The organism is Streptomyces sp. NPDC107528 (genome assembly GCF_055639295.1).
The window spans coordinates 464049-486230 of sequence record NZ_JBVKAV010000003.1; the positions used below are offsets into that span (position 1 = coordinate 464049).

A 22182-nucleotide genomic window follows, 5' to 3' on the forward strand; every position below is an offset into this window, starting at 1 on the left:
AGATGAGCCAGCCCACGATCCGCCTGACCGTCGCCCAGGCGCTGGTGCGGTTCCTGTCCGTGCAGTACACCGAGCGCGACGGCGTACGGCACCGGCTGATCGCCGGCACCTGGGGCATCTTCGGCCACGGCAACGTGGCCGGCATCGGCCAGGCCCTGCTCCAGGCGGGCGAGGCCGTCATGCCGTACCACCAGGGCCGCAACGAGCAGTCCATGGTGCACGCGGCCGTCGGCCACGCCCGGCAGCTCAACCGGCTCTCCGCGCAGGCGGTGACGACGTCGATCGGACCGGGCGCGACGAACCTCGTGACGGGTGCGGCCCTGGCGACGATCAACCGTCTGCCCGTCCTCCTGCTCCCCGGCGACTACTTCGCCTCCCACGCCCCCGACCCGCTGCTCCAGCAGCTGGAGCACCCGACCGAGGCGGACGTGTCGGTCAACGACACCCTCCGCCCGGTCTCCCGTTACTTCGACCGGGTCACCCGCCCCGAGGCCCTGATCCCGTCCGCGCTGAACGCCATGCGCGTCCTCGCCGACCCGGCCGAGACCGGCGCGGTCACGCTGGCCCTCCCCCAGGACGTCCAGGCGGAGGCGTACGAATGGCCGGCGGAGTTCTTCGCCGAACGCGTCTGGTACGTACGGCGTCCCGCGCCCGACCCGGTCGAGCTGACGGCGGCCGTGGCGGCGATCCGGGCCGCCGAGCGCCCGTTGATCGTCGCGGGCGGCGGCGTCCACCACAGCGAGGCCGAGGCGGCCCTGAAGGCCTTCGTGGAGGCCACCGGCATCCCGGTCGCCTCCACCCAGGCCGGCAAGGGCTCGCTGCGGTACGACCACCCCGCCGACCTCGGCGGCATCGGCCACACCGGGACCTCGGTCAGCGACGACATCGCCAGCGGCGCCGACCTGGTGATCGGCGTGGGCACGCGATACACCGACTTCACCACCGCCTCCGGCACGCTCTTCCAGAACCCGGACGTGCGTTTCCTGAACCTCAACATCACCGGCTTCGACGCGCACAAGCTGGCCGCACGGACGCTGGTGTGCGACGCGCGGGCCGGCCTCACGGCCCTGACGGAGGCCCTTTCCGGCCACCGCGTGGACAGCGCGTACGAGGCCGAGTACGGCGCCGGCAAGGAGCGTTGGGACGCCGTCGTCGAGGGCGCCTACCGCGCCGACGACGAGAGCGCCGTACCGACGCAGACCCAGGTGCTGGGCGCGCTGGACGGGGTCGTCGGGGACGACGACGTGGTCGTCAACGCGGCCGGTTCACTGCCGGGCGACCTGCACAAGCTGTGGCGGTCCCGCTCGCCGCGCCAGTACCACCTGGAGTACGGCTACTCCTGCATGGGCTACGAGATCCCGGCCGGGATCGGCATCCAGCAGGCCGCCCCGGACACGGCCGTGTGGTCGCTGGTCGGCGACGGCACCTATCTGATGATGCCGACGGAGATCGTGACCGCGGTCCAGGAGGGCCTGCCGGTCAACATCGTCCTGATCCAGAACCACGGTTACGCCTCCATCGGCGGGCTGTCGAACGAGGTCGGCGGCGAGCGCTTCGGCACCGACTACCGCTACCGGGCCGCCGACGGCACCTTCACCGGCGCCCCGCTCCCGGTCGACCTCGCCGCGAACGCGGCCAGCCTCGGCATGGACGTGCTGCGCGCCAAGACGGTGGGCGAGCTGCGCGAGGCGCTGGCCACCGCCCGCGCCTCCGACCGGCCGACCTGCGTGTACGTCGAGACCGACATCAGGAACCCGAACGCGCCGGGCGCCGAGGCCTGGTGGGACGTGCCCGTGGCCGAGGTCGCCTCCCGCGAGGCCGCCGTCGAAGCCCGCGCACGGTACGACCAGCACGTCACCGACCGCCGCCGCCACCTCTGAACTCCCCGCACACGAACCGCACTTGAAAGGCCCTTGCGCACCATGAAGACCATCACCCACTGGATCGACGGCAAGCCCGTGGAGGCCGGCTCCGGCCGCTTCGCACCCGTCTACAACCCGGCCACCGGCGCCCAGGAGAAGCAGGTCGCGTGCGCGACCGTCGACGAGGTGGACGCCGCCGTCGCCTCCGCCAAGACCGCGTTCGAGAGCTGGGGTCAGTCCTCCCTGGCCAAGCGCACCGCGATCCTGTTCAAGTACCGCGAACTGCTGGACGCCCACCGCGACGAGATCGCCGAGCTGATCACCGCCGAGCACGGCAAGGTGCACTCCGACGCGCTCGGCGAGGTCGCGCGCGGTCTGGAGATCGTGGAGCTGGCCTGCGGGATCAGCGTGCAGCTGAAGGGCGAGCTGTCGACGCAGGTGTCGAACCGGGTGGACGTGGCCTCGATCCGGCAGCCGCTGGGCGTGGTCGCCGGCATCACGCCGTTCAACTTCCCGGCCATGGTGCCGATGTGGATGTTCCCGCTGGCCATCGCGTGCGGCAACACCTTCGTGCTGAAGCCGAGCGAGAAGGACCCGTCGGCGTCGTACCGGCTGGCCGAGCTCGCCACCGAGGCCGGGCTGCCGGAGGGTGTGCTGAACGTCGTGCAGGGCGACAAGGTCGCCGTGGACCGGCTGTTGGAGCACCCGGACATCGAGGCGGTGTCCTTCGTCGGCTCGACGCCGATCGCGAAGTACATCCAGCTCAAGGCGGTTGAGCACGGCAAGCGCGTGCAGGCCCTCGGTGGCGCCAAGAACCACATGCTCGTCCTGCCCGACGCCGACCTCGACTTCGCCGCCGACCAGGCGATCAACGCCGCATACGGCTCCGCGGGCGAGCGCTGCATGGCCGTGTCGGTCGTGGTCGCGGTCGGCGACACGGGCGACGAGCTGGTCGGGAAGATCGCCGAGCGGGCGAAGAACCTGCGCATCGGCCCCGGCGACGACCCCGCCTCCGAGATGGGCCCGCTGATCACGCGTGAGCACCGCGACAAGGTGGCGTCCTATGTCGCTTCGGCCGCCGAGCAGGGCGCCGAGGTCGTCGTCGACGGCACCGGCTACTCGGTCGAGGGCCACGAGAACGGCTTCTTCCTCGGGGTCTCGCTGCTGGACCGGGTGCCGCTGACGGCGGACGCGTACCGGGACGAGATCTTCGGACCCGTGCTGGCGGTGGTGCGTGCGGAGACGTACGAAGAGGCCATCAAGCTGATCAACGACTCCCGCTGGGGCAACGGCACCGCGATCTTCACCCGGGACGGCGGCGCGGCCCGCCGCTTCCAGCTGGAGGTCAAGGCGGGCATGGTCGGTGTGAACGTGCCGATCCCGGTGCCGGTCGGCTACCACTCCTTCGGTGGCTGGAAGGACTCGCTCTTCGGCGATCTGCACGTCTACGGCAACGACGGCATCGCCTTCTACACCCAGGGCAAGGTCATCACCACGCGCTGGCCGGACCCGTCCGACGGCGGCATCAACCTCGGTTTCCCCAGCAATTCCTGACAACGCGACAGGGAGGGTGTCCCATGGCGAAGCCCCGCGGCTCGGCACGTGCCGGGTCCGGCTCCGCGCTGGCCTCGCTGGACTTCGCCCTCGACCGGGGCAGTCCCGTGCCGCTGTACTACCAGCTCGCCCAGCAACTGGAGGCGGCTATCGAGCACGGAGCCCTCGCACCGGGCAACCTCCTGGGCAACGAGGTGGACCTGTCGGTGCGGCTGGGCCTGTCCCGGCCCACCGTCCGGCAGGCCATCCAGTCGCTCGTCGACAAGGGGCTGCTGGTCCGGCGACGCGGGGTGGGCACCCAGGTGGTGCACAGCCAGGTGAAGCGCCCGCTGGAGCTCAGCAGCCTCTACGACGATCTGGAGGCGGCCGGGCAGGGTCCGACGACGCAGGTCGTCCGCAACGAGCGCGTCCCGGCGGCCGCCGACGTCGCCGCCGCACTCGGCCTCGCGGAGGGCGCCGAGGTCACGGTCCTGGAACGGCTGCGCTGCACACACGGCCAGCCGGTCGCGATCCTCTGCAACTACCTGCCCGCGAGCCTGCTCGACCTCGACACGGCCCGGCTGGAGTCGACCGGCCTGTACCGGATGATGCGGGCCGTCGGCATCACCCTGCACAGCGCCCGCCAGACCATCGGCGCCCGCTGCGCCACCGCCGAGGAGGCCGGGCGGCTCGACGAGAAGGAGGGCGCCGCGCTGCTGACCATGCAGCGCACGGCGTACGACGACACGGGCCGGGCGGTCGAGTACGGGACGCACATCTACCGTGCGTCCCGGTACGCGTTCGACTTCCAGCTGCTGGTCAGGCCTTGAGGCTCGCGGTGAACGGCGTGACCGGCCGTTCCAGCCGCTCGCCGTCCACGGTGATCTCCACCGCCTCGTTGTAGAACGCCAGGAGCCCCTTGACGGGCGCCACCGCGGCCAGCGGCTCGGCGTAACTCCAGAGGATGTTCCGCGGGACCTCGCCCTCGCCGCGCCAGTTCCAGTACTGGGCCGTGCCCTTGTACGGGCACCCGGTGCTGTGGTCGGTGGGCTCGAACAGGTCGAGCCGGACATCCTCGCGGGGCACGTAGTACCGCGTCGGCAGGCTGGTCTCGAACAGCAGCACCGGGCGGTGGGTGTCCGCGACGACCGTGCCGCCGATCTTGACCTGGACATGGCGGCCGCTGGGCATGGCGTCCACCCGTTTGTGCGGGTCACGAGGGTGGATGAAGATCTCTTCCTCCTCCTCGTACCAGTGGTCGAGGCCGGTGCCCCAGCGCCAGAACCACTCGAAGGCGATGTGTCCGGCGAGGTCGGCGGCGGGGAAGGTCCACGCCGCGTTCTCCACCGGCTCGCCGTCGACCTCGAGGTCGTAGAAGATCTGCGAGCCGGTGTGCTTGCCCGGCTGCGGGTTCTTGGCGGGGCGGAGGAGGTCCGTGCGGACCTCCTCGCGTGGGAACGCGTAGCACGGCACGGGCAGATCGGGCTCCCAGACCAGGACGGGGTGCCGGCTGTCGACGACGGTGACGTCGCCCTTGAGGCCTCGCACCCAGCGCTCGCTGGGCTCCCACAGGAGGCCTTCGGGGGTCGTACGGACGTGCCGCTCGGTGGGGAACAGAGGCATGGCCACTCTCCTTCGGCTCCTCTTCGGAGCGTACTCCGGGAGGGGTCAGTGGGCCCCGTCGAGCCGGGCCCGGTGGTCGGCGGTCAGCTCCAGGTCCACGGCGGCCAGGCTCTCCTCCAGCTGGGCCACGGAGGACGCTCCGACCAGCGGGACGATCGGCAGCTCGGCGCCGATCTGCCAGGCCAGGACGACCTGGTTGACGGTGGCGCCGGTCTCCTGCGCGACCTCGCGGAGCACCTTCAGACGGGCCGGGGTGCCCGGGTGGTCGAAGTCGCCGGGCAGCGCGACGTCCGGGCGGGTGTAGGCCCCCTTCAGCAGCGGCGAGTAGGCGACCAGCGTGAGGCCCGGCTCGGCGCGCAGGTAGCTGAGCAGGTCGGGGCCGGCGTGGCCGAGGCTGCCGTCGGGGAACAGGCCCTCGGGGACGTCGAGGCGGGGCCGCAGGTGGCTGTGGGCGTACTGGAGCACCTCGTAGCCGGGCAGGCCCGCCGCGGCGGCGAGGGCGCGGGCCCGCTCGACGCGCCAGGTGGCGTGGTTGCTGACGCCGAGCAGACCGACCGTGCCCTCGGCGACCAGTTCGGCGAACCCCTCGACGGTCTCCTGGAGGGGGACCTGCTGGTCCTCGATGTGGGCGTAGAGCAGGTCCAGCCTGGCCACGCCGAGCCGGTCGCGGCTGCGTTCGGCGGACTCGCGGATCACCTTCGCCGACAGGCCTTCCGCGTTGTCGACGTAGCCGGTGCCCGGGGCCAGCGGCCGCGCCCCGAGCTTGGTGGCGATGACGATCTCGTCGCCGACGTCTCGGCTGCGGCGCCACCGGCCGAGCAGTTCCTCGCTCTGTCCGCCCTGACCGCCGTCCTCCCAGAAGGCGTAGTTGTCGGAGGTGTCGATGAAGGTTCCGCCCGCCTCGACATAGCGGTCGAGGACGGCGAAGGAGGTCTCCTCGTCGGTGCGGGAGCCGAACAGCATCGCACCGAGCGCGAGGACGCTCACCTCGCGGCGGGTGTTCGGGGCGATGCCTATGGTGCGGTACTTCATGGATGACTTCCCTCCCGTTCGTGCGCCCGGAATTCGGGGCACGAACGGGAGTGTTCATCTTGAAGCGCACTTCAAGTCAAGGGCGTGGGCGCGCACTTGGCGTTCCTGGGCGTCACTCGGCGAACGGGCCGTCCAGTGCCGCCCATTGCAGCAGCATGATCGTCTTGGCGTCGGCGATCTCCCCGCCGCGGATCATCTCCAGGGCCCGGCGGAAGGGCAGCTCGACGATCTCGATGTCCTCGCCCTCCTCGTCCAGGCCACCGCCCTCGTGGGTGCGGGTCGAGGGGCCGTAGGCGGCGGCGTAGAAACTGACGCGCTCGGTGACCGAGCCGGGGCTCATGTAGACGTCGAAGACGTGCCGGACCTCGCCGATGGTGTGCCCGGTCTCCTCCACGACCTCGCGCCGTACCGCGATCTCCGGGTGTTCGTCATCGTCGTCGAGCAGCCCGCCCGGCGTCTCGACGAGCATGCCGTCGGGGTGGCCGTTGACGTACACCGGGAAGCGGAACTGGCGGGTGAGCAGGACGGTTTCGCGTTCGGCGTCGTACAGCAGCATGGTCGCGCCGTTGCCGCGGTCGTGCGTCTCGCGCTGCTGAGTGCTCCAGGTGCCGTCGGCGTGCTGGAAGTCGAAGGTCGTCGCGCGCTCGACGTACCAGTGGCTGGACAGGAGTCGCACGTCCCGCACCTTGATGCGGGGATTGCCGGTCAGGTCCCGGCCCGCCCGGTCGAGTCCGGTGCGGCCACGGCGGTCGGGGGTGTCGATGCCGGCGGTCATCGGGCACCGGCCGGGTGGATGAGCGAGTTGGTCATGGCCCGCTTCTACCACCCCGGCATGGCGTACGTCGCGCGGGAACGTGAGGGGGGCGGGACATCCGGGCGTCAGCCCGCGACACCCCCCTTGTCCAGGACCTGCGCCGACGCGGGAGGCCGGACGTCCACCGGCTCGTCGAAGGCGCTGAACGACGTGGTGGTGACGTTCCCGCCGCCCTTGTAGACGGTCTTCAGCAGGTGGGGCTCGCCCCCGGTGGCCACGTAGAAGGTGTACGTCCCTTCCTTGTCGGCCTTGTCCGTGACGTGCAGTGCGATCGCTTCCCGGTCGCCGACGCGGGTCGCCTCGCCCTTCCTCACCTTGCCGAAGGACTCGAAGGGCCAGGTGCACGCGGCCAGTCCGTCGCCCGGCTGCGCCTCGTCCGCGGGTACCTTCGCCCACTGTTTCGGACGGACGTCGGCGACCGGCCTGCCGCGCCAGTTCTCGAGGTACGTCGCGTCCGGGCGGACGTAGTCCGTCTCACCGATCCTGATCTGTTCGAGGCTGCCCTTGTCGCTCCAGGTGGTCTTCGCCGTGCACCGGTTCTTCAGATCGGTCCTCAGGCGCATCGTCACCTTGCCGCTGTCCGCGGTGTTGGTCATCTCGACGGTCACGTGACGCAGGTCGCGCATCGCGTTGTTGGCCTCGTCGAGAAGCTCCGCCCCCGACTTCTCCGCGCCGCCGTCACCGGCCCCGCACCCGGTGAGCGCGGCTGCGGTGAACAGACACGCCAGCGCCGCTGTCATGGGAATCGTCCGCATTGCCCCCGCTCCGTTCCCGGTTCCCCGTTCCCGTTTCCCCGTTCACCGAAATGACCATGTTCATGATCGGCAGCGGGAGCCTACCAGCCCCGAGCACTCCGTCCGGGGCCCTTGTCCGCCGCTGTCGGGCCTGTTCAGGCCCCCGGCGGCACGGCATGCTCGAAGCCGAGGTCGCTCAGGGCCGTGCGGAGTTTGTCGGCCGCCTCGTCCAGTGCCGACATGTCCTCCTCCGGCTTGGCGTGGGCGAAGTTCAGGTCGCCAAGACCCCACATGGGCGCCACATGAATGTGCAGGTGAGGCACCTCGAATCCGGCGATGAGCAGCCCTGCCCGCGGAGCGTCCCAGGCCCGCTGCACGCCCTGGCCGACGGCCTGGGCCACCTGCATGCAGTGGGACAGCAGGTCACCGTCGACCTGCGTCCATTGGTCGACCTCACGCCGGGGCACAACGAGGGTGTGGCCGGGCGTCAGCGGCGCGATGGACAGGAACGCCGTCGCGTGCGGGTCCTGCCAGACGAACCGGGCGGGAAGCTCTCCGTCGATGATGCGGGAGAAGACGGTGGTCATGCCGGGCCCCTTCGCTGTGGAAGATCTCTCGGCGCGAGCCTACGTTCCGAACAGCGCGTGCACCCGGTCCCGTTGACCTTCGACCGGGCACACGAGAAAGGGCCCCCACAGGCTCTCACCTGCGAAGACCCTTCGCACCGTCGGGACGACAGGATTTGAACCTGCGACCCCTTGACCCCCAGTCAAGTGCGCTACCAAGCTGCGCCACGTCCCGGTGCCTCTCACGCGGTGAACCACGTGATCGCGCGGACAGCACTTTACCGTACGGGGACGAGTGCGCCGAAGGGGGGCATCCGGCGAGAGGCCGGGCGATGGACAATCGGTGTATGGGCAGCACATCGTCAGGACACCAGGCCGAAGCGCGGGACCGGGACAGCGAGGGGCGGGCACGTAACGCACGGCCCCGGGACGGTCTCGGGCGCCCCCTGCCGTACGACGCGGACGGCGTCGACCGCCAGCCCGAGGGCGTCGTACGCACGCCGGAGCAGACCGTCGCCGAGGCGCAGGAGCTGCTGGACGCGGGGAAGCCGTTCCATGCGCATGAGGTGTTCGAGGACGCGTGGAAGGCGGGGCCGGAGGGAGAGCGGGCGCTGTGGCGGGGGCTGGCGCAGCTCGCGGTGGGGCTCACGCACTCGGCGCGGGGGAACGTGACGGGCGGGCCGCGGCTGCTGCGGCGGGGCGCCGGGGCCGTGGAGGAGTGGGCGTCCGGAGCCGGGGAGCGGACGCCGTACGGGGTGGATCTCGCGGGGCTGAGCGCGTGGGCGCGGGAGCTGGCGCGGGGCGTGGAGGAGAGCGGGGAGGCCGTGGACGCGCGGGGGCGGGCGCCGAGGCTGCGGGGCGGGGTGTAGGGGCCGGTCGGTGTCTGCGGGCCTCCCCCCGTCGGCCCGGACGCGGTGTCGGTGGTGTCAGTGGCGTGGGGCAGACTCGGGGTGTGCGAAAGATTCATGTCATCGGTATCGGCGCGGGCGACCCTGAGCAGCTGACGTTGCAGGCGGTCAGGGCGCTGCGGAGTACGGACGTGTTCTTCATCCTCGACAAGGGCGAGGTGAAGTCGGACCTCACGCAGTTGCGCCGGGACATGCTGGACGCGCACATACCGGAGGGGACGTACCGGGTGGTCGAGGCCCGGGACCCCGAGCGGGACCGGTCCGCCGGTGGCACCGCGTACTCCCCCGCCGTCGGGGACTGGCGCAGTGCGCGCGCCGGGATCTACGAGCAGCTGATCGCCGAGGAGCTGGGCGAGGACGAGACCGGGGCGTTCCTGGTGTGGGGCGACCCCGCGCTGTACGACAGCACGCTCGGGATCCTGGAGGAGGTCCTGGACAAGGGCGCCGTGGCCTTCGAGTACGACGTCGTCCCCGGCATCAGCAGCGTCTCCGCACTGGTCGCCCGCCACCGGACGGGACTCAACCGGGTCGCCCGCCCCGTGCAGATCACCACCGGCCGGCGCCTTGCCGAAGGCTTCCCCGACGGCGTGGACGACGTCGTCGTGATGCTCGACGCCCACCAGACCTTCCGGCAGTACGCCGACCAGGACATCGACATCTACTGGGGCGCCTACATCGGCACCCCGGACGAGATCCTCGCCTCGGGCCCGATCGCCGAGACCGCACCACGCATCGAGAGCCTGCGCGCGGAGGCACGGGAGCGCAAGGGTTGGATCATGGACACGTACTTGTTGCGCCGGAATCCGAAGGGGCAGTAGGCGTTACGCCCCCGTGCCACTGGGACCACGGCCGGCCAACGGCCTCAGCCCGCCGCGCCGAAATGCGGATGCGGCGCGCGGGAGTCCGCCGTGATACTCGCCGTATGTCCGCACCAGCGCGTTTCCGCGACCCTCTCGCCGAGCTGTACCAGTTCGCTGGCTCGGTCCTGGTGCGCTGCCCTCGCTGCGAGGGAATCGCACACTACGAGCGTCGGTCGATCGTGACACCCGACGCTCACGGCACGACGCCCCCTCAGCGCCGTCTGGTCTGCCGGTCCTGCGGCCTGGCTCAGCTCTCGTGTCGTGCCGACGGGCGATGTGACCGGCCGGATCTGTGGCTGCGGACCGAGACCAGGCACGGCGTGGTGTGGGCCTACAACCTCGAACATCTGGATCTGCTGAGGCGGTTCGTGGCGGCTTCGCTGCGGGAACGGCCGCCCTGGTACGAGCACGGGCGGAAGATGACCTACATCGGACGGCTGCCCGCCTGGATCAAGCGCGCGAAGAACCGCGACGAGGTCCTGCGCGCCATCGACCGTCTCCGCGCCTCCGTCGTCAGGGGCTGAGGCCGAGCCGCTCCAGAGCCCCCGCCACATCCGGCACCGTCTCCACGCCCTCCGGGAGCGGCGGGCGGCGTACGAGCACGACGGGTAGGGCGAGCTGGCGGGCGGCTGTGAGTTTGGCCGCGGTTGCCGTGCCGCCGCTGTCCTTCGTGACGAGGGTGTCGATGCGGTGGTCGCGCAGGAGGGCCGACTCTTCGGCGAGCGTGAACGGGCCGCGGGACAGGAGTACTTCGGTGTGCGGGGGCATCGGTGGCTCGGGCGGGTCGACGGAGCGCACGACGAAATGCAGGTCCGTGAGGTGGGCGAAGACCGCGAGGCCCAGGCGGCCGGTGGTGAGGAGGACGCGGTGAGCGAGGCCGGGCAGGAGGGCCGCGGCCTCGTCCAGTGACGCGACCTCGTGCCAGCGGTCCCCGGGGCCGGGGCGCCAGCCGGGCCGGCGCAGGACCAGCGACGGTACGCCGGTCGCCGTGGCGGCGCGGACCGCGTTCGCGGTGATCGACTCGGCGAACGGGTGCGTGGCGTCGACGACGGTGCTCACGTGCTCGGCGCGCAGCCAGTCGGCCAGCCCCTCCTCGCCGCCGAAGCCCCCGACGCGTACGTCCCCCGCGACCGCGCCCGGCCGTGCCACGCGCCCCGCGAGCGAGGTGGTGACGCGGACGCCGGGGTGCGCCGTCAGCGCGGCGGCGAGCTCGCGGGCCTCGGTGGTGCCGCCGAGGATCAGGACGTGGCGGGGGGACATGGGGCGAGCGTACGTCGTGCCGGCCGCTGCGATGCCGGCGCCCTGAGCACCACGAACGGCGCGTACAGCGCGAACACTATGAACACAACGATCAGACCCGTGGTTCCTCGCCCCGCCGCTCCCTAGCATCGCGGCGCACGGCTCGACGACGCGCCGACGAGGAACGAGGAGCAGCGTCTTGGACTGGACGAGAACCAACGCAGTGATCCGCAGGTCTGTCCCATCGACCTCCCACCGGCGTACGACGCTGACCGCCCTGCTGGCAGGCGCCCTCGCCGCCGGCCTCCTCGTCGGCGCGTCGAACGCGCGGGGAGAGACGGGCGGGACGGCGGGCCCGGCTCGCGCCGACTGTCCCGCGGCCGTCGCCGACAAGGCCACCTGTTACACCGGCCGGGATCCCAACGGCGCCTACTACGCGATAGCCGTGCCCAACGACTGGAACGGCTCCCTCGTCGTGCACGCACACGGCGGCCCCGACCTCGGTGCGGAGTCCGACCCCGGCCGCAGTCTCGACGATCTGGGCCGCTGGTCGGTGATGGTGAAGGAGGGCTACGCCTGGGCGGGTTCGTCGTACCGCCGCGGCGGCTACGGGACGCGGATGGCCGCCGCGGACACGGAGAGCGTGCGCCGACTGTTCGTCGGTGAGTTCGGCAAGCCCCGGCGGACGTTCGTGCACGGCCAGTCGTGGGGCGGGAACGTCGCCGCGAAGGTCGTGGAGACGTACGGCAACCGGCGCGGGGCGTACGACGGGGCGCTGCTCACCAACGGCGTCCTCGGCGGGGGCTCGCGCGGCTACGACTACCGCGTCGACCTGCGCGTCGTCTACCAGTACTACTGCGGCAACCACCCGCGCCCGACCGAGCCGCAGTACCCCCTGTGGCAGGGCCTGCGCGCCGGCTCGACCATGACCAGCGCCGGGCTGCGCGCCCGCCTGCAGGAGTGCACGGGCTACGCGTCGGCGCCCGAGGAGCGCACCGTGCTCCAGCAGCGCAACCTCGACGACATCCTCGCCGTGACCCGGATCCCGGAGCGCACGCTGGAGTCGCACCTGAGGTTCGCGACCTTCACGTTCCGGGACATCGTGCACGACCGCCTCGGGGACCGGAACCCGTTCGGCAACCAGGGCGTCCGGTACTCCGGTTCGCATGACGACGAGGCGCTCAACGCCGGTGTCGAGCGTTTCGCCCCCGACCCCACGGCCGTACGCGATCTGTCCTACGACAGCGATCTCACGGGCAAGGTCTCGATCCCGGTGCTGACGATGCACGCGATCGACGACCCGACGGCGTTCATCGAGCACGAGGCCGCCTACCGGGCCACGCTGCACGGGGCCCGGCGGGATGGGCACTTGGTGCAGACGTTCACGCGGGAGGCCGAGCACAGTGAGCTGAGCGACGCCGAGTACGCCAACTCCATTGCCGCCCTGGACAAGTGGGTGCGCAGCGGCAAGAAGCCGGCGGCCGGGTCCGTGGCGGCGTCGTGCGCGGCGTTCGACCGCACGTACGGCACCGGCTGCTTCTACGACCCGGCGTTCCGCCCCGCCCCGTACGCCACGCGCGTCGAGCCGCGTCCGGGCGGCCTGCGGTGGCCCGTCATGACGTCGGCGCAGGAGCGGGCGTGGAGCAGGATCGAGGGTGTCGGGATCGCGCCCTGACCTGAACCGGGAGGATCGATGGCTATGGTCCTGGCATGGAATCCGTACGTGGCGTGGAGTCCCTGCGTGCCGCCCTGATCGACATCGACGGGGTCCTCACCGTCTCGTGGCAGGTGCTGCCGGGTGCCGTCGAGGCGCTGCGGGAGATCCGCGAGGCCGGGCTCGGCGTCGCGCTGGTCACGAACACGACCTCGCGGACCCGGGCGTCGATCGCGCGGACGCTGGCGGACGCCGGGTTCCCGGTGTCCGCCGAGGACATCCTGACCGCGCCCGCCGTCACCGCCGCGTATCTGGCGGAGCACTGTCCGGGGGCGCGGTGTGTGCTGCTGAACAGCGGGGACATCGGGGAGGACCTGGAGGGAGTCGCTCTCGTCGGAGATGACGAGGACGGGAGCGAAGGCGCGGGCTCGGACGACCGGTCCGTTCCGGACGTCGTGGTCGTCGGGGGCGCCGGGCCCGAGTTCGGCTATGCGGCGCTGAACCGGGCCTTCGGGCATCTGCAGCGCGGGGCGCGGCTGGTGGCCATGCACCGGAATCTCTACTGGCGTACCGATGACGGGTTGCAGCTGGACACCGGCGCGTTCCTGGTCGGCCTGGAGAAGGCGGCGCGGGTCGAGGCGGAGATCACGGGGAAGCCGTCCGCCGCGTTCTTCGAGGCGGCCCTTGCGCATGTGGGGGTCGGCGCGGGCGAGGCGGTGATGGTCGGGGACGACGTGGAGTCCGATGTGCTGGCCGCGCAGCGGGCCGGGGTGCGGGGCGTGCTGGTCAGGACGGGGAAGTATCTGCCGGAAACGCACCGGGCCGCGAGCGGCACGCCCGACGACGTGATCGACTCCTTCGCCGATCTGCCCGCGCTGCTGAGGGAACTGCGGGGGTCAGCGCAGCAGTAGCTGGAGGCCGCCGACGACCGTCGCCGCGATCACCAGTTGCTCGAACAGCCGCTGGTTGATCCGGTTCACCGCCCATTTGCCGAGGAACGCACCCGGCACGACGAAGAGCACCAGCGCCGCGTCGAGCAGGAGCGAGGAGCCGTCGATCAGGCCGAGTCCGGCGCTGAAGGGCACCTTGGAGACGTTGACGATCAGGAAGAAGAAGGCGGACGTCCCCAGGAAGCCGAGCTTGCGGAAGCCGGCCGACAGGAGGTACATCGACATCACCGGGCCGCCCGCGTTGGCGACCATCGTGGTGAAGCCGCCGAGGACGCCGTACGAGCGGGCCTTGACCCGGCCGGCCCGGCTGGTGACCGAGTCCGGCTCCGCCTCCTGCTCGGCCGTACGGCGGCGCCACACCGTCACGCCCGCCATCATCAGCAGGATCGCGCCGATCGAGGTACGGACGAGGCCGTCGTCGGCCCAGACGAGGAACACTGTGCCGAAGACGACGCCGGCCGCGACCGCGGGGAACAGCCGCCACAGCGTGGGCCAGTGGGCGTGCCGTCGGTAGGTGAGGACGGCGAGGACGTCCCCGGCGATCAGGATCGGCAGCAGCACACCGGTGGAGGCGCGGGCGGGGAGTACGGCGGCGAAGATCGCGAGGCTGACCGTGTTGGCCCCGCTCACCGCCGTCTTGGAGAAGCCGACGAGCAGGGCCGCGAAGGCGAGCGCGGCGAACTCCCAGCCTGTTATGTGCCAAAGCGTCATCGTGTCCATGCGGAGACCGATGGTATGTGCAGACAACAGGTACTGGTAAGGACCGTCTCGCCAGTTGGGAGATTGCTAATGCCTCTCCACCAGCACCGCACTTCCCTGCCCGACGCCGACACACATGGTCGCCAGCCCCCGCTCGGCCCCCGTCCGCCGCATCCGGTGCAGCAGCGTCGTGAGGATCCGCGCGCCCGAGCAGCCCAGCGGATGCCCCAGCGCGATCGCGCCGCCGCTCGCGTTGACCAGCTCGGGTTCGATGCCGAGCTCGTCGACGCACGCGAGGGCCTGCGCCGCGAACGCCTCGTTGAACTCGGCCTCCTGGATGTCGCCGATCGTCCAGTCGGCGCGGGCCAGGACCTTGCGGGTGGCGGGGACCGGGCCGATGCCCATCACGTCGGGGTGGACGCCCGCCGAACCGCCGGCGACATAGCGGCCCAGGGACTCAAGGCCGAGTTCGTTGAGGGCTTCCTCGCTGACGAGGAGCAGTGCTGCCGCGCCGTCGTTCATCGGTGAGGCGTTGCCCGCGGTGACCGTGCCGCCCTGCCGGAAGGCCGGCTTCAGCCGGGCCAGCTTCTCGTACGACGTGTCCTCGCGGATGCACTCGTCGCTGTCGACCAGCACGCCGTCCGGGCGCTCGACCGGCAGGAGTTCGTCGTCGAAGTGGCCGTTCTTGCGGGCCTCGGCGGCCCGTTGGTGGCTGCGCAGCGCGAAGTCGTCCTGCCGTTCGCGCGGGATGCCGTACCGCGCGGCGACCTCCTCGGCCGTCTGGCCCATGGACAGCAGGCCGTGCAGCTCCTTCATCGCCGGGTTGACCAGGCGCCAGCCGAGCCGGGTGTCGACGGTCTCGATGCGGTGGGGCAGCGCCTCGTCGGGGCGGGGCAGGACGAAGGGGGCGCGGCTCATCGACTCGGAGCCGCCGGCGAGCACGATGTCGGCCTCGCCCGCCGCGATGGTCCGGGCGGCCGACGTCACCGCCTCCAGGCCGGACGCGCACAGGCGGTTGACCGTGGCGCCGGGGACCGACTCGGGCAGCCCGGCGAGGAGCGCGGCCATCCGGGCCACGTTGCGGTTGTCCTCGCCCGCCTGGTTGGCGGCGCCCCAGTAGACGTCGTCGATGCGCGCCGGGTCGAGTGCGGGCACCTCGGCGACGAGGCCCCGGATCACGGTCGCGGCGAGGTCGTCGGGCCGTACCGACGACAGCGCTCCGCGCAGTTTTCCGATGGGGGTGCGGCGGGCGGCCGCGAAGTGGACGGGACGCACGACAGGACTCCTGACCGGGCCGTATGGATCGGCACCCTGTTAATTAGCACCGCTAGTTTTGGACTATAGACCGGGTTGCCGCCCGCTGGGAAGATCCCCTGGAAACCGCCACCGATGCAGCCGGAGGAGCCATGGCCGACGCCCGCGAGCACGTACTCGACGGCAGCCGGGGATCGATCGTCGTACGCGAGTGGCCGGGCCGCGACCGGCCCCGCTGCCTCGCCCTCGTGATCCACGGCTACGGCGAGCATGTCGGCCGGTACGCCGAGGTGGCGGACGTCCTGGTCAGGCACGGTGCGGCCGTCTTCGGGCCCGATCACGTCGGGCACGGCAGGTCGGCGGGTGAGCGTGTCGTGATCGAGGACTTCGAGGACGTGGTGGCCGATGTGCACGCGGTCGCCGCACTGGCCCGGACCGCGCATCCGGATGTGCCGGTCGTCATGGTCGGGCACTCCATGGGCGGTCTGATCGCGGCCCGCTATGCCCAGCTCCACGGGGACGGGCTCGCCGCCCTGGTGCTGTCCGGGCCCGTGATCGGCGACTGGGAGCTGCCCCGCCGGCTGCTCGCCCTCGACGAGATCCCCGACACGCCCATCAGCCCGGCCGCGCTCTCCCGCGATCCCGGGGTGGGCGCGGCGTACGTGGCGGATCCGCTGGTCTGGCACGGCCCGATGAAGCGGCCGACGGTGGACGCGTTCGCGCGGATGCTGGACACCGTGTCCAAGGGCGGCGACATCGGAGGCCTGCCGCTGCTGTGGCTGCACGGCGCCGACGACCGGCTGGTCCCGCTCGCCGGCAGCCGCGTCGGCATCGAGGAGTTGCGCGGGGGCGAGGCGCTCCCTGCCGAGCACATCTATCCGGAAGCCCGGCACGAGGTGTTCAACGAGACGAACAGGGCGGACGTCTTCACGGACCTGGTCCACTTCCTGGACGCTGTGCTCGCACGCTGAGACGCGACGCGTTTTGCACCGGTTCGCCCTGGGCACCCGCGCCCGCATGGGGCGGTACCAGCGTCGCGCCTGCGTCGCACCGCTCCGTACTGGCCACGACCACGCCAGAAATGGAGGAGCTCGGTATGACTGTCGTCAAGAGCACGCTTCCCGAACCGGCTCGCCGGGTCGCCGGGGAGGCCCTGCAGGGCACGCTCATCGATCTTCTGGGACTCTCGCTGATCGGTAAGCAGGTGCACTGGAACATCGTGGGCCCGCGGTTCCGGTCGATCCATCTGCAGCTCGACGAGGTCGTCTCGGTGGCCCGCTCGTTCGCCGACACGGTCGCCGAACGCTCCGCGGCACTCGGCCTGCCGCCCGACGGCCGGCCGGAGACCATCGCCGCGGCCTACACACTGCCCGGCCCCAAGGAGGGCTGGGTGCGCGACAACGAGGTCGTCCAGCTCATCGTGGACTCCCTGGCGGCGGCCATAGAGCGGCTGCGCGCCCGAATCGACGCGACCGCGGAGCCGGACCCGGTGACGCAGGACCTGCTGATCGGCATCACGAGCGAGCTGGAGAAGCAGCGCTGGATGTTCGACGCCGAGAACTGGCCACGCGACGAGTGACCTCGCGATCCGCCCATCGCACACAGACGAACCCTGGAAAGAAGGGGCACACCGTGACCGACGCCCTCGAACTCGACGTGCTGTGGCAGGAGTTCCACCGCGTCGTGAACATGACCTCACAGGAGCTGGCCACCTGGCTGCGGGTCAGTGACGCGGACGAGGAGACCGAGCCGCTGCCGGACCAGGCGGGCACGCCGACCGGGCAGCACGTCCTCGCGATCCTCCAGAAACGGCGCACGGACCTCACGGACGACGATGTCCAGATCATGTACGACGTCGTGGACACCGTCACCGAAGAGGCGGACATCGAGAATGAGCCCGAGCCCGAACAGACCCGCCGTCGGCATCAGTTGATGACCATCGGACACGACCCGCTGAGGCCATGAGCAACCACAAGCGGGTCGTACGGGAACTCGTCCGCGCGCACGGGCAGACGTTCGCCGAGGAGGCCGGCATCCCGCTGCGGAACACCCCGCAGCCGCTGTACCGGCTGCTGGTTCTCGCACACCTGCTCAGTGCCCGCATCCGCGGCTCGATGGCCGTCGACACCGCCCGCGCCCTGTATGAGGCGGGGCTGCGCGATCCTCGCCGGATGGCCGGCGCGGACTGGCAGGAGCGGGTCGATGCGCTGGGCCGGGGCGGCTACCGGCGCTACGACGAGCGCACGGCCACCCAACTCGGCGAAGGCGCCGAGCTGTTGAACGACCGGTGGGGCGGCGACCTGCGGCGGCTGCGCAAGGAGGGGGACGGTGACGTCGCCGAACTGCGCAGCCTGCTGCGGGAGTTCCCCGGCATGGGCCCGGCCGGCGCCGACATCTTCCTGCGCGAGGCCCAGCGGGTCTGGCCGGAAGTGGCGCCCTACCTGGACGCCAAGGCACTCTCGGGCGCCGAGCGGCTCGGTCTCCCCAAGGACCCGGAACGGGTGGCCGACCTGGCCGGGAACGCCGAACCGGCCGTGCTCGCCGCCGCGTTGGTGCGAGCCTCGCTCGACAAGGAGGTGGCCGAAGACAGTCTCCGCGGGGCCGCATGATCGTGGAAGACTGCTCGCAGCACACGTTGTCGAGCACAGGAGGACTGGTGACGGGGACCGAGTCGGGAACCGAGTCGGGGACCCAGTCGGCCGTATCTCGTATCGACACGAGCAGACCGCATCCGGCCCGGGTGTACGACTGGTTCCTCGGCGGCAAGGACAACTACCCGGTCGACGAGGAGCTCGGGCGCCGGATCACCGCGATGCAGGGCGATGCTCCGCGGCATGCGCGGGCCAACCGCCGGTTCATGCAGCGGGCCACCCGTGCGGTCGTCGAGGAGACGGGCATCCGGCAGTTCCTCGACATCGGCTCCGGGATCCCGACCGAGCCCAACCTGCACCAGATCGCCCAGTCCGTCGTGCCGGACGCACGGGTGGTGTACGTCGACAACGACCCGATCGTGCTCGCTCACGCGCAGGCCCTGCTGCGCGGCACTCCCGAGGGTGCGACCGACTATGTGCAGGCCGACGCGCGCGAGCCGGAGCGGATTCTCGAACAGGCCGCCTCCGTCCTCGACCTCGACCGGCCCGTCGCCCTGTCCCTGATCGCGCTGCTGCACTTCATCGCGGACGACGACGGCGCACACCGGCTCGTGGACACGCTGGTCGGCGCGCTGGCACCGGGCAGCTGTCTGGTGCTGTCGGCGATGACGGCGGACTTCGAACCGGAGAACGTCCGCCGGGGCATCGAGGCCTACAACGCGAGCGGGGTGACGCTCGTGGCGCGTTCGCACGCCGAAATGAGCCGCTTCTTCAAGGGACTTGAGCTGCTGGAGCCGGGGATCGTCTCCCTGTCGGACTGGCGGCCGGGCGCGGGCGAGCTCGGGGCCAACGAAATCCCCGTGTCGCTGTACGGCGCGGTCGGCCTGAAGCCCTGACGACAATAGGCCCCGACCCAGCCCTCGGTTCGAATCCGCTCACCCGAGCAACCACCCTCCGTCCACCGCGAGTTCGACCGCGTTGACCGACCGGTTGCGCAGCAGGAAGTCCACCGCGTCCACGACGTCCGCCATCGTGGCGAGCCGCGCCGTGGGCGTTCTGGCGCGCAGCCCCGCCAGCACCTCCCCGGGCTTGGCCAGCCAGTACGGGCTGTCCCCCACGACCCCGGGATGCACGGCGTTGACCCGTACGGGCGCCAGCTCGACGGCAAGGGTGTTCACCAGCCCGCCGACGCCGGCGTTGACGGTCGCCACCGTCGTCGCGCCGACGTACGGGCGCTCCTTGGCCTGTCCGCCGAACAGCACGATCGCGCTGTCGTCGTGCAGCCGAGCACGCAGGGCGTGCACGACCTCGGTGTAGCCGACGAGTTTGAGCGTGACGAGACGCAGGGCGGCGTCGATGTCGTATTCGGTGACCCGGTTGTCGTCCCGGGAGACGCCCGCGATCACCAGGTGGTCCAGGCGCCCGACGCCGGCCAGTGCGGCGGCGATCTCCCGGGGCTGCGACAGATCCAGGGCGAGGCCCTGAGCAGCGCCGATGTCCTTGGCCACCGTGTCGGCGCGATGGGCGTCGCGGCCGGTCAGGGCCACCTCGTCACCCCGCTCAGCGCGGGAGCGGGCGAACTCGCGGCCGATCCCGGAGGTGCCGCCCACGACGAGCACACTGCTCATGATCCCAGCGCCTCCCTCAGATACTCCCAGTCCCGCGTGAACCGGTAGGAGTGCCGCGGCGGCGGCTGCGGCGCCTGCGTCTCCAGCCAACGCAGCGGCCCCGCCCCCGCGTTGGCGAACCCGTGCACACAACCGGCGCCCGCCCACGCGAGGTCGCCGGGCCCGAGCCGGTACCGCTCGCCGTCGAAGGTGGCGTGCGCGACCCCCTCCAGAAACAGGTACGTCTCCTCGAAGGGATGGTCGTGGGTGCCGGCCGTCCCGTCCGGGGCGTACTGCACCATGAACATGGTCGAGGCGACCGCGCCGAGATCGCTGTCGACCATCATCTTCACGGTGATCCCGCTGTACACGAGCAGGGCGGTGCGCATGCTCGCCGACACCGCGAGCAGGTCCTGGGCCTGCTTGCCGGGGTCCATCTGCGCGGGCTCGAAGTGGCCGAAGGACCGGGTGCGCGGGTCGCGGACGTCGATGCGGACGGGGTCGCGGTCCGGCAGCGCGGGCACCGCCTGGGTGTCGTGGCCGTAGCGGGCCCGCGGCACCGGCGCGAGCATGTCGGCCCAGCGTCCGGCGGTGTCCCCGGCGCCGCGCCAGGCGTGCGGGACGCCGGTCGGGAGGACGCCGTAGTCGCCCTCTTCGAGGAGGTACGACCCGTCGGGGACGTCGAGGATCACTGCCCCGTCGAGCGCATGGAAGCTCTCCTCGTACGAGTGCACATGCGCGCCGACCCGGCCGTCGGGCCGTATCTCGCTCAGGCCGAAGCCGGTGTGCACGCTGCCGTCGCCCTCGCCGACCAACTCCCGCCGCCGGTAGCCGAGTTCGTCGTAGGGCGGCACCGGGACGTCGGCGGCCCGGCGCACCAGGTGTCGGGTCATGCGGCGCTCTTCGCCTCCTTCGCGGCCAGGAGCCGGTCGCGGGACTCCTGGACCAGTCGGCGGGCCCGGTCGACGTCGGCCACGAGCCGGCCGGCACGCTTGTGGATCACGCCGTCGACGATGACCGTGTCGACGTTGGAGACGTCCGCCGACAGCGTCACCGCGGCAGCCGCGTCGTGCACCGGGGCGACGTTCAGCGCGGTGGCGTCGATCGCGACGACGTCGGCGCGCTTGCCGGGGGTCAGGGAGCCGGCGCGGTCCTCGACGCCCGCGACGTGGGCGCCGTTGCGTGTCGCTGTCTCCAGCACCTGACGTGCCGTCAACATGGTTTCGGGGACCGGCAGGTTGGCCTTCCAGCAGTCGGCGTTGACACGGGCGCGCTCGGCACCGAAGGCCGCGCGGATCTGGGTGAACATGTCGCCGGGCACGGTGGTGACGACGTCGATGCTGAGAGAGGGCCGCAGTCCGTACTCGATGGCCTTCATCACGGGCGGCCAGCCGTGCCCCATCTGCTCCTCGACCTGCGGCGCGATCGACACCGTGCCGCCGCTGTCGGCGACCAGCTGCCACTCCTCCTCGCTCAAGTAGCAGCAGTGCACATAGGTGGTGTCGGGGCCGAGCAGCCCCAGGCCCTGGAGTTGCTTGACCATGCCGAAACGGCCCGCCAGGCGGCCCATCGCCACGTGCACGGTGATCGGGATGCCCAGCTCGCGGGCGAGGGCCCACTCGGCGGTGACGACGTCGTTCGTACAGAATCCGGGGCCGCGGGTGGCCAGTCCCATGGTCAGCAGACCGTCGTCGGAGGAGAAGTAGGCGCTGCGGATGCGTCGTACGTCGTCGCCCGGGATCGCGATCTTGCTGTCGAACCAGTAGTCGGCGAGTGAGGTGTTGGCGCTGCCGTACGCGTACTGCGCGCGGATGCCGGTCTCCTTGAGCGCCTGGATCGCGGCGTCCGGATGCGCGGGTGTGTTGTTGATGTGGGACCAGTCGACGAGGGTCGTGATGCCGGCGTTGAGGCACTCCAGCGATCCCGCGAGGTTGGCCGCGTACACGTCCTCGGGGGTGTAGAGCGGCGCGAAGGAGTCGAGGATGTCGACGAAGTAGTCGTCCAGGGTGGCGTCGGGGGCGACATTGCGGATCGACGCCTCCCAGGTGTGGCGGTGGGTGTCGACGAAGCCGGGGATCACGATACGGCCGGTCATGTCGAGCACGTCCGCGTCGGCGCTGATGTCCGGCTCCACCGCCGTGATCTTTCCGTCCTCGATGAGGACGTCCCCCTGGGGGAGGTCCCCGACAGCGGGGTCCATCGACAGCACGTGACCGGCTCGCAGGAGTATCCGATCGGGCATCGCTCTTCCTCCCA

Annotated in this window: 24 protein-coding genes and 1 tRNA gene; 13 read left to right on the top strand and 12 right to left on the bottom strand. The window is 71.3% G+C overall.

Annotated features, from left to right (window positions below; translation table 11 throughout):
- Positions 1-2: 2 nt before the first annotated feature.
- From iolD to ACZ7L5_RS11920, 3 genes are read left to right on the top strand one after another with little or no spacing between them, the layout of a single operon-like run.
- On the top strand, positions 3-1880 hold the full coding sequence (gene iolD, locus ACZ7L5_RS11910; protein WP_471516486.1) for a 3D-(3,5/4)-trihydroxycyclohexane-1,2-dione acylhydrolase (decyclizing): 1878 nt from the start codon (positions 3-5) through the stop codon (positions 1878-1880).
- A gap of 42 nt (positions 1881-1922) precedes the next feature.
- A complete protein-coding gene (locus ACZ7L5_RS11915; protein WP_471516487.1) occupies positions 1923-3416 on the top strand; it encodes a CoA-acylating methylmalonate-semialdehyde dehydrogenase in 1494 nt (497 codons plus the stop codon).
- Positions 3417-3439: 23 nt separating this feature from the next.
- Positions 3440-4225, top strand: coding sequence for a GntR family transcriptional regulator (locus ACZ7L5_RS11920; RefSeq protein ID WP_471516488.1), 786 nt, complete (start codon positions 3440-3442; stop codon positions 4223-4225).
- Here ACZ7L5_RS11920 and ACZ7L5_RS11925 read toward each other — a convergent pair.
- From ACZ7L5_RS11925 to ACZ7L5_RS11950, 6 genes are all read right to left on the bottom strand, one after another.
- Positions 4215-5018, bottom strand: coding sequence for a DUF427 domain-containing protein (locus ACZ7L5_RS11925; RefSeq protein ID WP_471516489.1), 804 nt, complete (start codon positions 5016-5018; stop codon positions 4215-4217). The two genes, ACZ7L5_RS11920 and ACZ7L5_RS11925, sit on opposite strands and share 11 nt — an antisense overlap.
- 45 nt (positions 5019-5063) lie before the next feature.
- Positions 5064-6050, bottom strand: a complete 987-nt coding sequence (locus ACZ7L5_RS11930; RefSeq protein WP_471516490.1) for an aldo/keto reductase — start codon at positions 6048-6050, stop codon at positions 5064-5066.
- 112 nt (positions 6051-6162) lie between these two features.
- Positions 6163-6825: an NUDIX domain-containing protein gene (locus ACZ7L5_RS11935; protein WP_471516491.1), complete on the bottom strand. Its 663-nt coding sequence runs from the start codon at positions 6823-6825 to the stop codon at positions 6163-6165.
- Between the two features lie 104 nt (positions 6826-6929).
- Positions 6930-7619 carry a hypothetical protein gene (locus tag ACZ7L5_RS11940; RefSeq protein WP_471516492.1) on the bottom strand — a complete coding sequence of 230 codons (690 nt, stop codon included), beginning with the start codon at positions 7617-7619 and terminating at the stop codon, positions 6930-6932.
- A 134-nt stretch (positions 7620-7753) separates the two neighbouring features.
- Positions 7754-8185, bottom strand: a complete 432-nt coding sequence (locus ACZ7L5_RS11945) for an HIT family protein (RefSeq protein WP_328877858.1) — start codon at positions 8183-8185, stop codon at positions 7754-7756.
- A 140-nt stretch (positions 8186-8325) separates the two neighbouring features.
- Positions 8326-8399: transfer RNA gene (locus tag ACZ7L5_RS11950), tRNA-Pro, on the bottom strand.
- A 112-nt stretch (positions 8400-8511) separates the two neighbouring features.
- Here ACZ7L5_RS11950 and ACZ7L5_RS11955 point away from each other — a divergent pair.
- From ACZ7L5_RS11955 to ACZ7L5_RS11965, 3 genes are all read left to right on the top strand, one after another.
- The gene (locus ACZ7L5_RS11955) at positions 8512-9033 is read left to right on the top strand and encodes a DUF309 domain-containing protein (protein ID WP_471516493.1); all 522 of its coding nucleotides are present in this window, start codon (positions 8512-8514) and stop codon (positions 9031-9033) included.
- A gap of 83 nt (positions 9034-9116) precedes the next feature.
- Positions 9117-9890 (top strand): precorrin-6A synthase (deacetylating), encoded by a 774-nt coding sequence (gene cobF / locus ACZ7L5_RS11960; protein ID WP_362383216.1) that lies wholly within the window; start codon positions 9117-9119, stop codon positions 9888-9890.
- 104 nt (positions 9891-9994) lie between these two features.
- Positions 9995-10456 (top strand): hypothetical protein, encoded by a 462-nt coding sequence (locus ACZ7L5_RS11965; RefSeq protein WP_471516494.1) that lies wholly within the window; start codon positions 9995-9997, stop codon positions 10454-10456.
- Here the strand turns inward: ACZ7L5_RS11965 and ACZ7L5_RS11970 are convergent.
- Positions 10446-11192 carry a cobalt-precorrin-6A reductase gene (locus ACZ7L5_RS11970; protein ID WP_471516495.1) on the bottom strand — a complete coding sequence of 249 codons (747 nt, stop codon included), beginning with the start codon at positions 11190-11192 and terminating at the stop codon, positions 10446-10448. The genes ACZ7L5_RS11965 and ACZ7L5_RS11970 overlap by 11 nt on opposite strands.
- 178 nt (positions 11193-11370) lie before the next feature.
- Here ACZ7L5_RS11970 and ACZ7L5_RS11975 point away from each other — a divergent pair, with 178 nt between their 5' ends.
- Positions 11371-12846, top strand: coding sequence for a hypothetical protein (locus ACZ7L5_RS11975; RefSeq protein ID WP_471516496.1), 1476 nt, complete (start codon positions 11371-11373; stop codon positions 12844-12846).
- 35 nt (positions 12847-12881) lie between these two features.
- Positions 12882-13736 (top strand): HAD-IIA family hydrolase, encoded by an 855-nt coding sequence (locus tag ACZ7L5_RS11980; protein ID WP_471516497.1) that lies wholly within the window; start codon positions 12882-12884, stop codon positions 13734-13736.
- Here the strand turns inward: ACZ7L5_RS11980 and ACZ7L5_RS11985 are convergent.
- Positions 13722-14495: a sulfite exporter TauE/SafE family protein gene (locus ACZ7L5_RS11985; RefSeq protein ID WP_471516498.1), complete on the bottom strand. Its 774-nt coding sequence runs from the start codon at positions 14493-14495 to the stop codon at positions 13722-13724. The genes ACZ7L5_RS11980 and ACZ7L5_RS11985 overlap by 15 nt on opposite strands.
- A 66-nt stretch (positions 14496-14561) precedes the next feature.
- On the bottom strand, positions 14562-15749 hold the full coding sequence (locus ACZ7L5_RS11990; protein WP_471516499.1) for a thiolase family protein: 1188 nt from the start codon (positions 15747-15749) through the stop codon (positions 14562-14564).
- 131 nt (positions 15750-15880) lie between these two features.
- Between ACZ7L5_RS11990 and ACZ7L5_RS11995 the strand changes: the two genes are divergently transcribed.
- The 5 genes from ACZ7L5_RS11995 to ACZ7L5_RS12015 all read left to right on the top strand — a co-directional run bounded on the left by ACZ7L5_RS11995 (position 15881) and on the right by ACZ7L5_RS12015 (position 19215).
- Complete coding sequence (locus tag ACZ7L5_RS11995) at positions 15881-16699, top strand: alpha/beta fold hydrolase (protein WP_471516500.1); 819 nt, start codon at positions 15881-15883, stop codon at positions 16697-16699.
- Between the two features lie 125 nt (positions 16700-16824).
- Positions 16825-17307 carry a Dps family protein gene (locus tag ACZ7L5_RS12000; protein WP_471516501.1) on the top strand — a complete coding sequence of 161 codons (483 nt, stop codon included), beginning with the start codon at positions 16825-16827 and terminating at the stop codon, positions 17305-17307.
- Between the two features lie 53 nt (positions 17308-17360).
- The gene (locus ACZ7L5_RS12005) at positions 17361-17693 is read left to right on the top strand and encodes a DUF3140 domain-containing protein (RefSeq protein ID WP_328877867.1); all 333 of its coding nucleotides are present in this window, start codon (positions 17361-17363) and stop codon (positions 17691-17693) included.
- Entirely contained in the window at positions 17690-18337 is a 648-nt protein-coding gene (locus ACZ7L5_RS12010) for an HhH-GDP family DNA glycosylase (protein ID WP_471516502.1), read from the top strand. Before ACZ7L5_RS12005 ends, ACZ7L5_RS12010 begins: the two co-directional genes overlap by 4 nt.
- Before the next feature lie 47 nt (positions 18338-18384).
- A complete protein-coding gene (locus ACZ7L5_RS12015; protein WP_471516503.1) occupies positions 18385-19215 on the top strand; it encodes an SAM-dependent methyltransferase in 831 nt (276 codons plus the stop codon).
- A 39-nt stretch (positions 19216-19254) separates the two neighbouring features.
- On the opposite strand, the gene ACZ7L5_RS12020 is transcribed toward ACZ7L5_RS12015, so the two are convergent.
- Genes ACZ7L5_RS12020 through ACZ7L5_RS12030 form a run of 3 tightly spaced genes read right to left on the bottom strand, consistent with a single transcriptional unit; the run spans position 19255 to position 22168 of the window.
- A complete protein-coding gene (locus ACZ7L5_RS12020; protein WP_471516504.1) occupies positions 19255-19947 on the bottom strand; it encodes an SDR family oxidoreductase in 693 nt (230 codons plus the stop codon).
- Positions 19944-20819: a cupin domain-containing protein gene (locus ACZ7L5_RS12025; RefSeq protein ID WP_471516505.1), complete on the bottom strand. Its 876-nt coding sequence runs from the start codon at positions 20817-20819 to the stop codon at positions 19944-19946. The genes ACZ7L5_RS12020 and ACZ7L5_RS12025 overlap by 4 nt, the downstream gene beginning before the upstream one ends.
- Entirely contained in the window at positions 20816-22168 is a 1353-nt protein-coding gene (locus tag ACZ7L5_RS12030; RefSeq protein ID WP_471516506.1) for an amidohydrolase family protein, read from the bottom strand. Before ACZ7L5_RS12030 ends, ACZ7L5_RS12025 begins: the two co-directional genes overlap by 4 nt.
- Between the last annotated feature and the right edge of the window lie 14 nt (positions 22169-22182).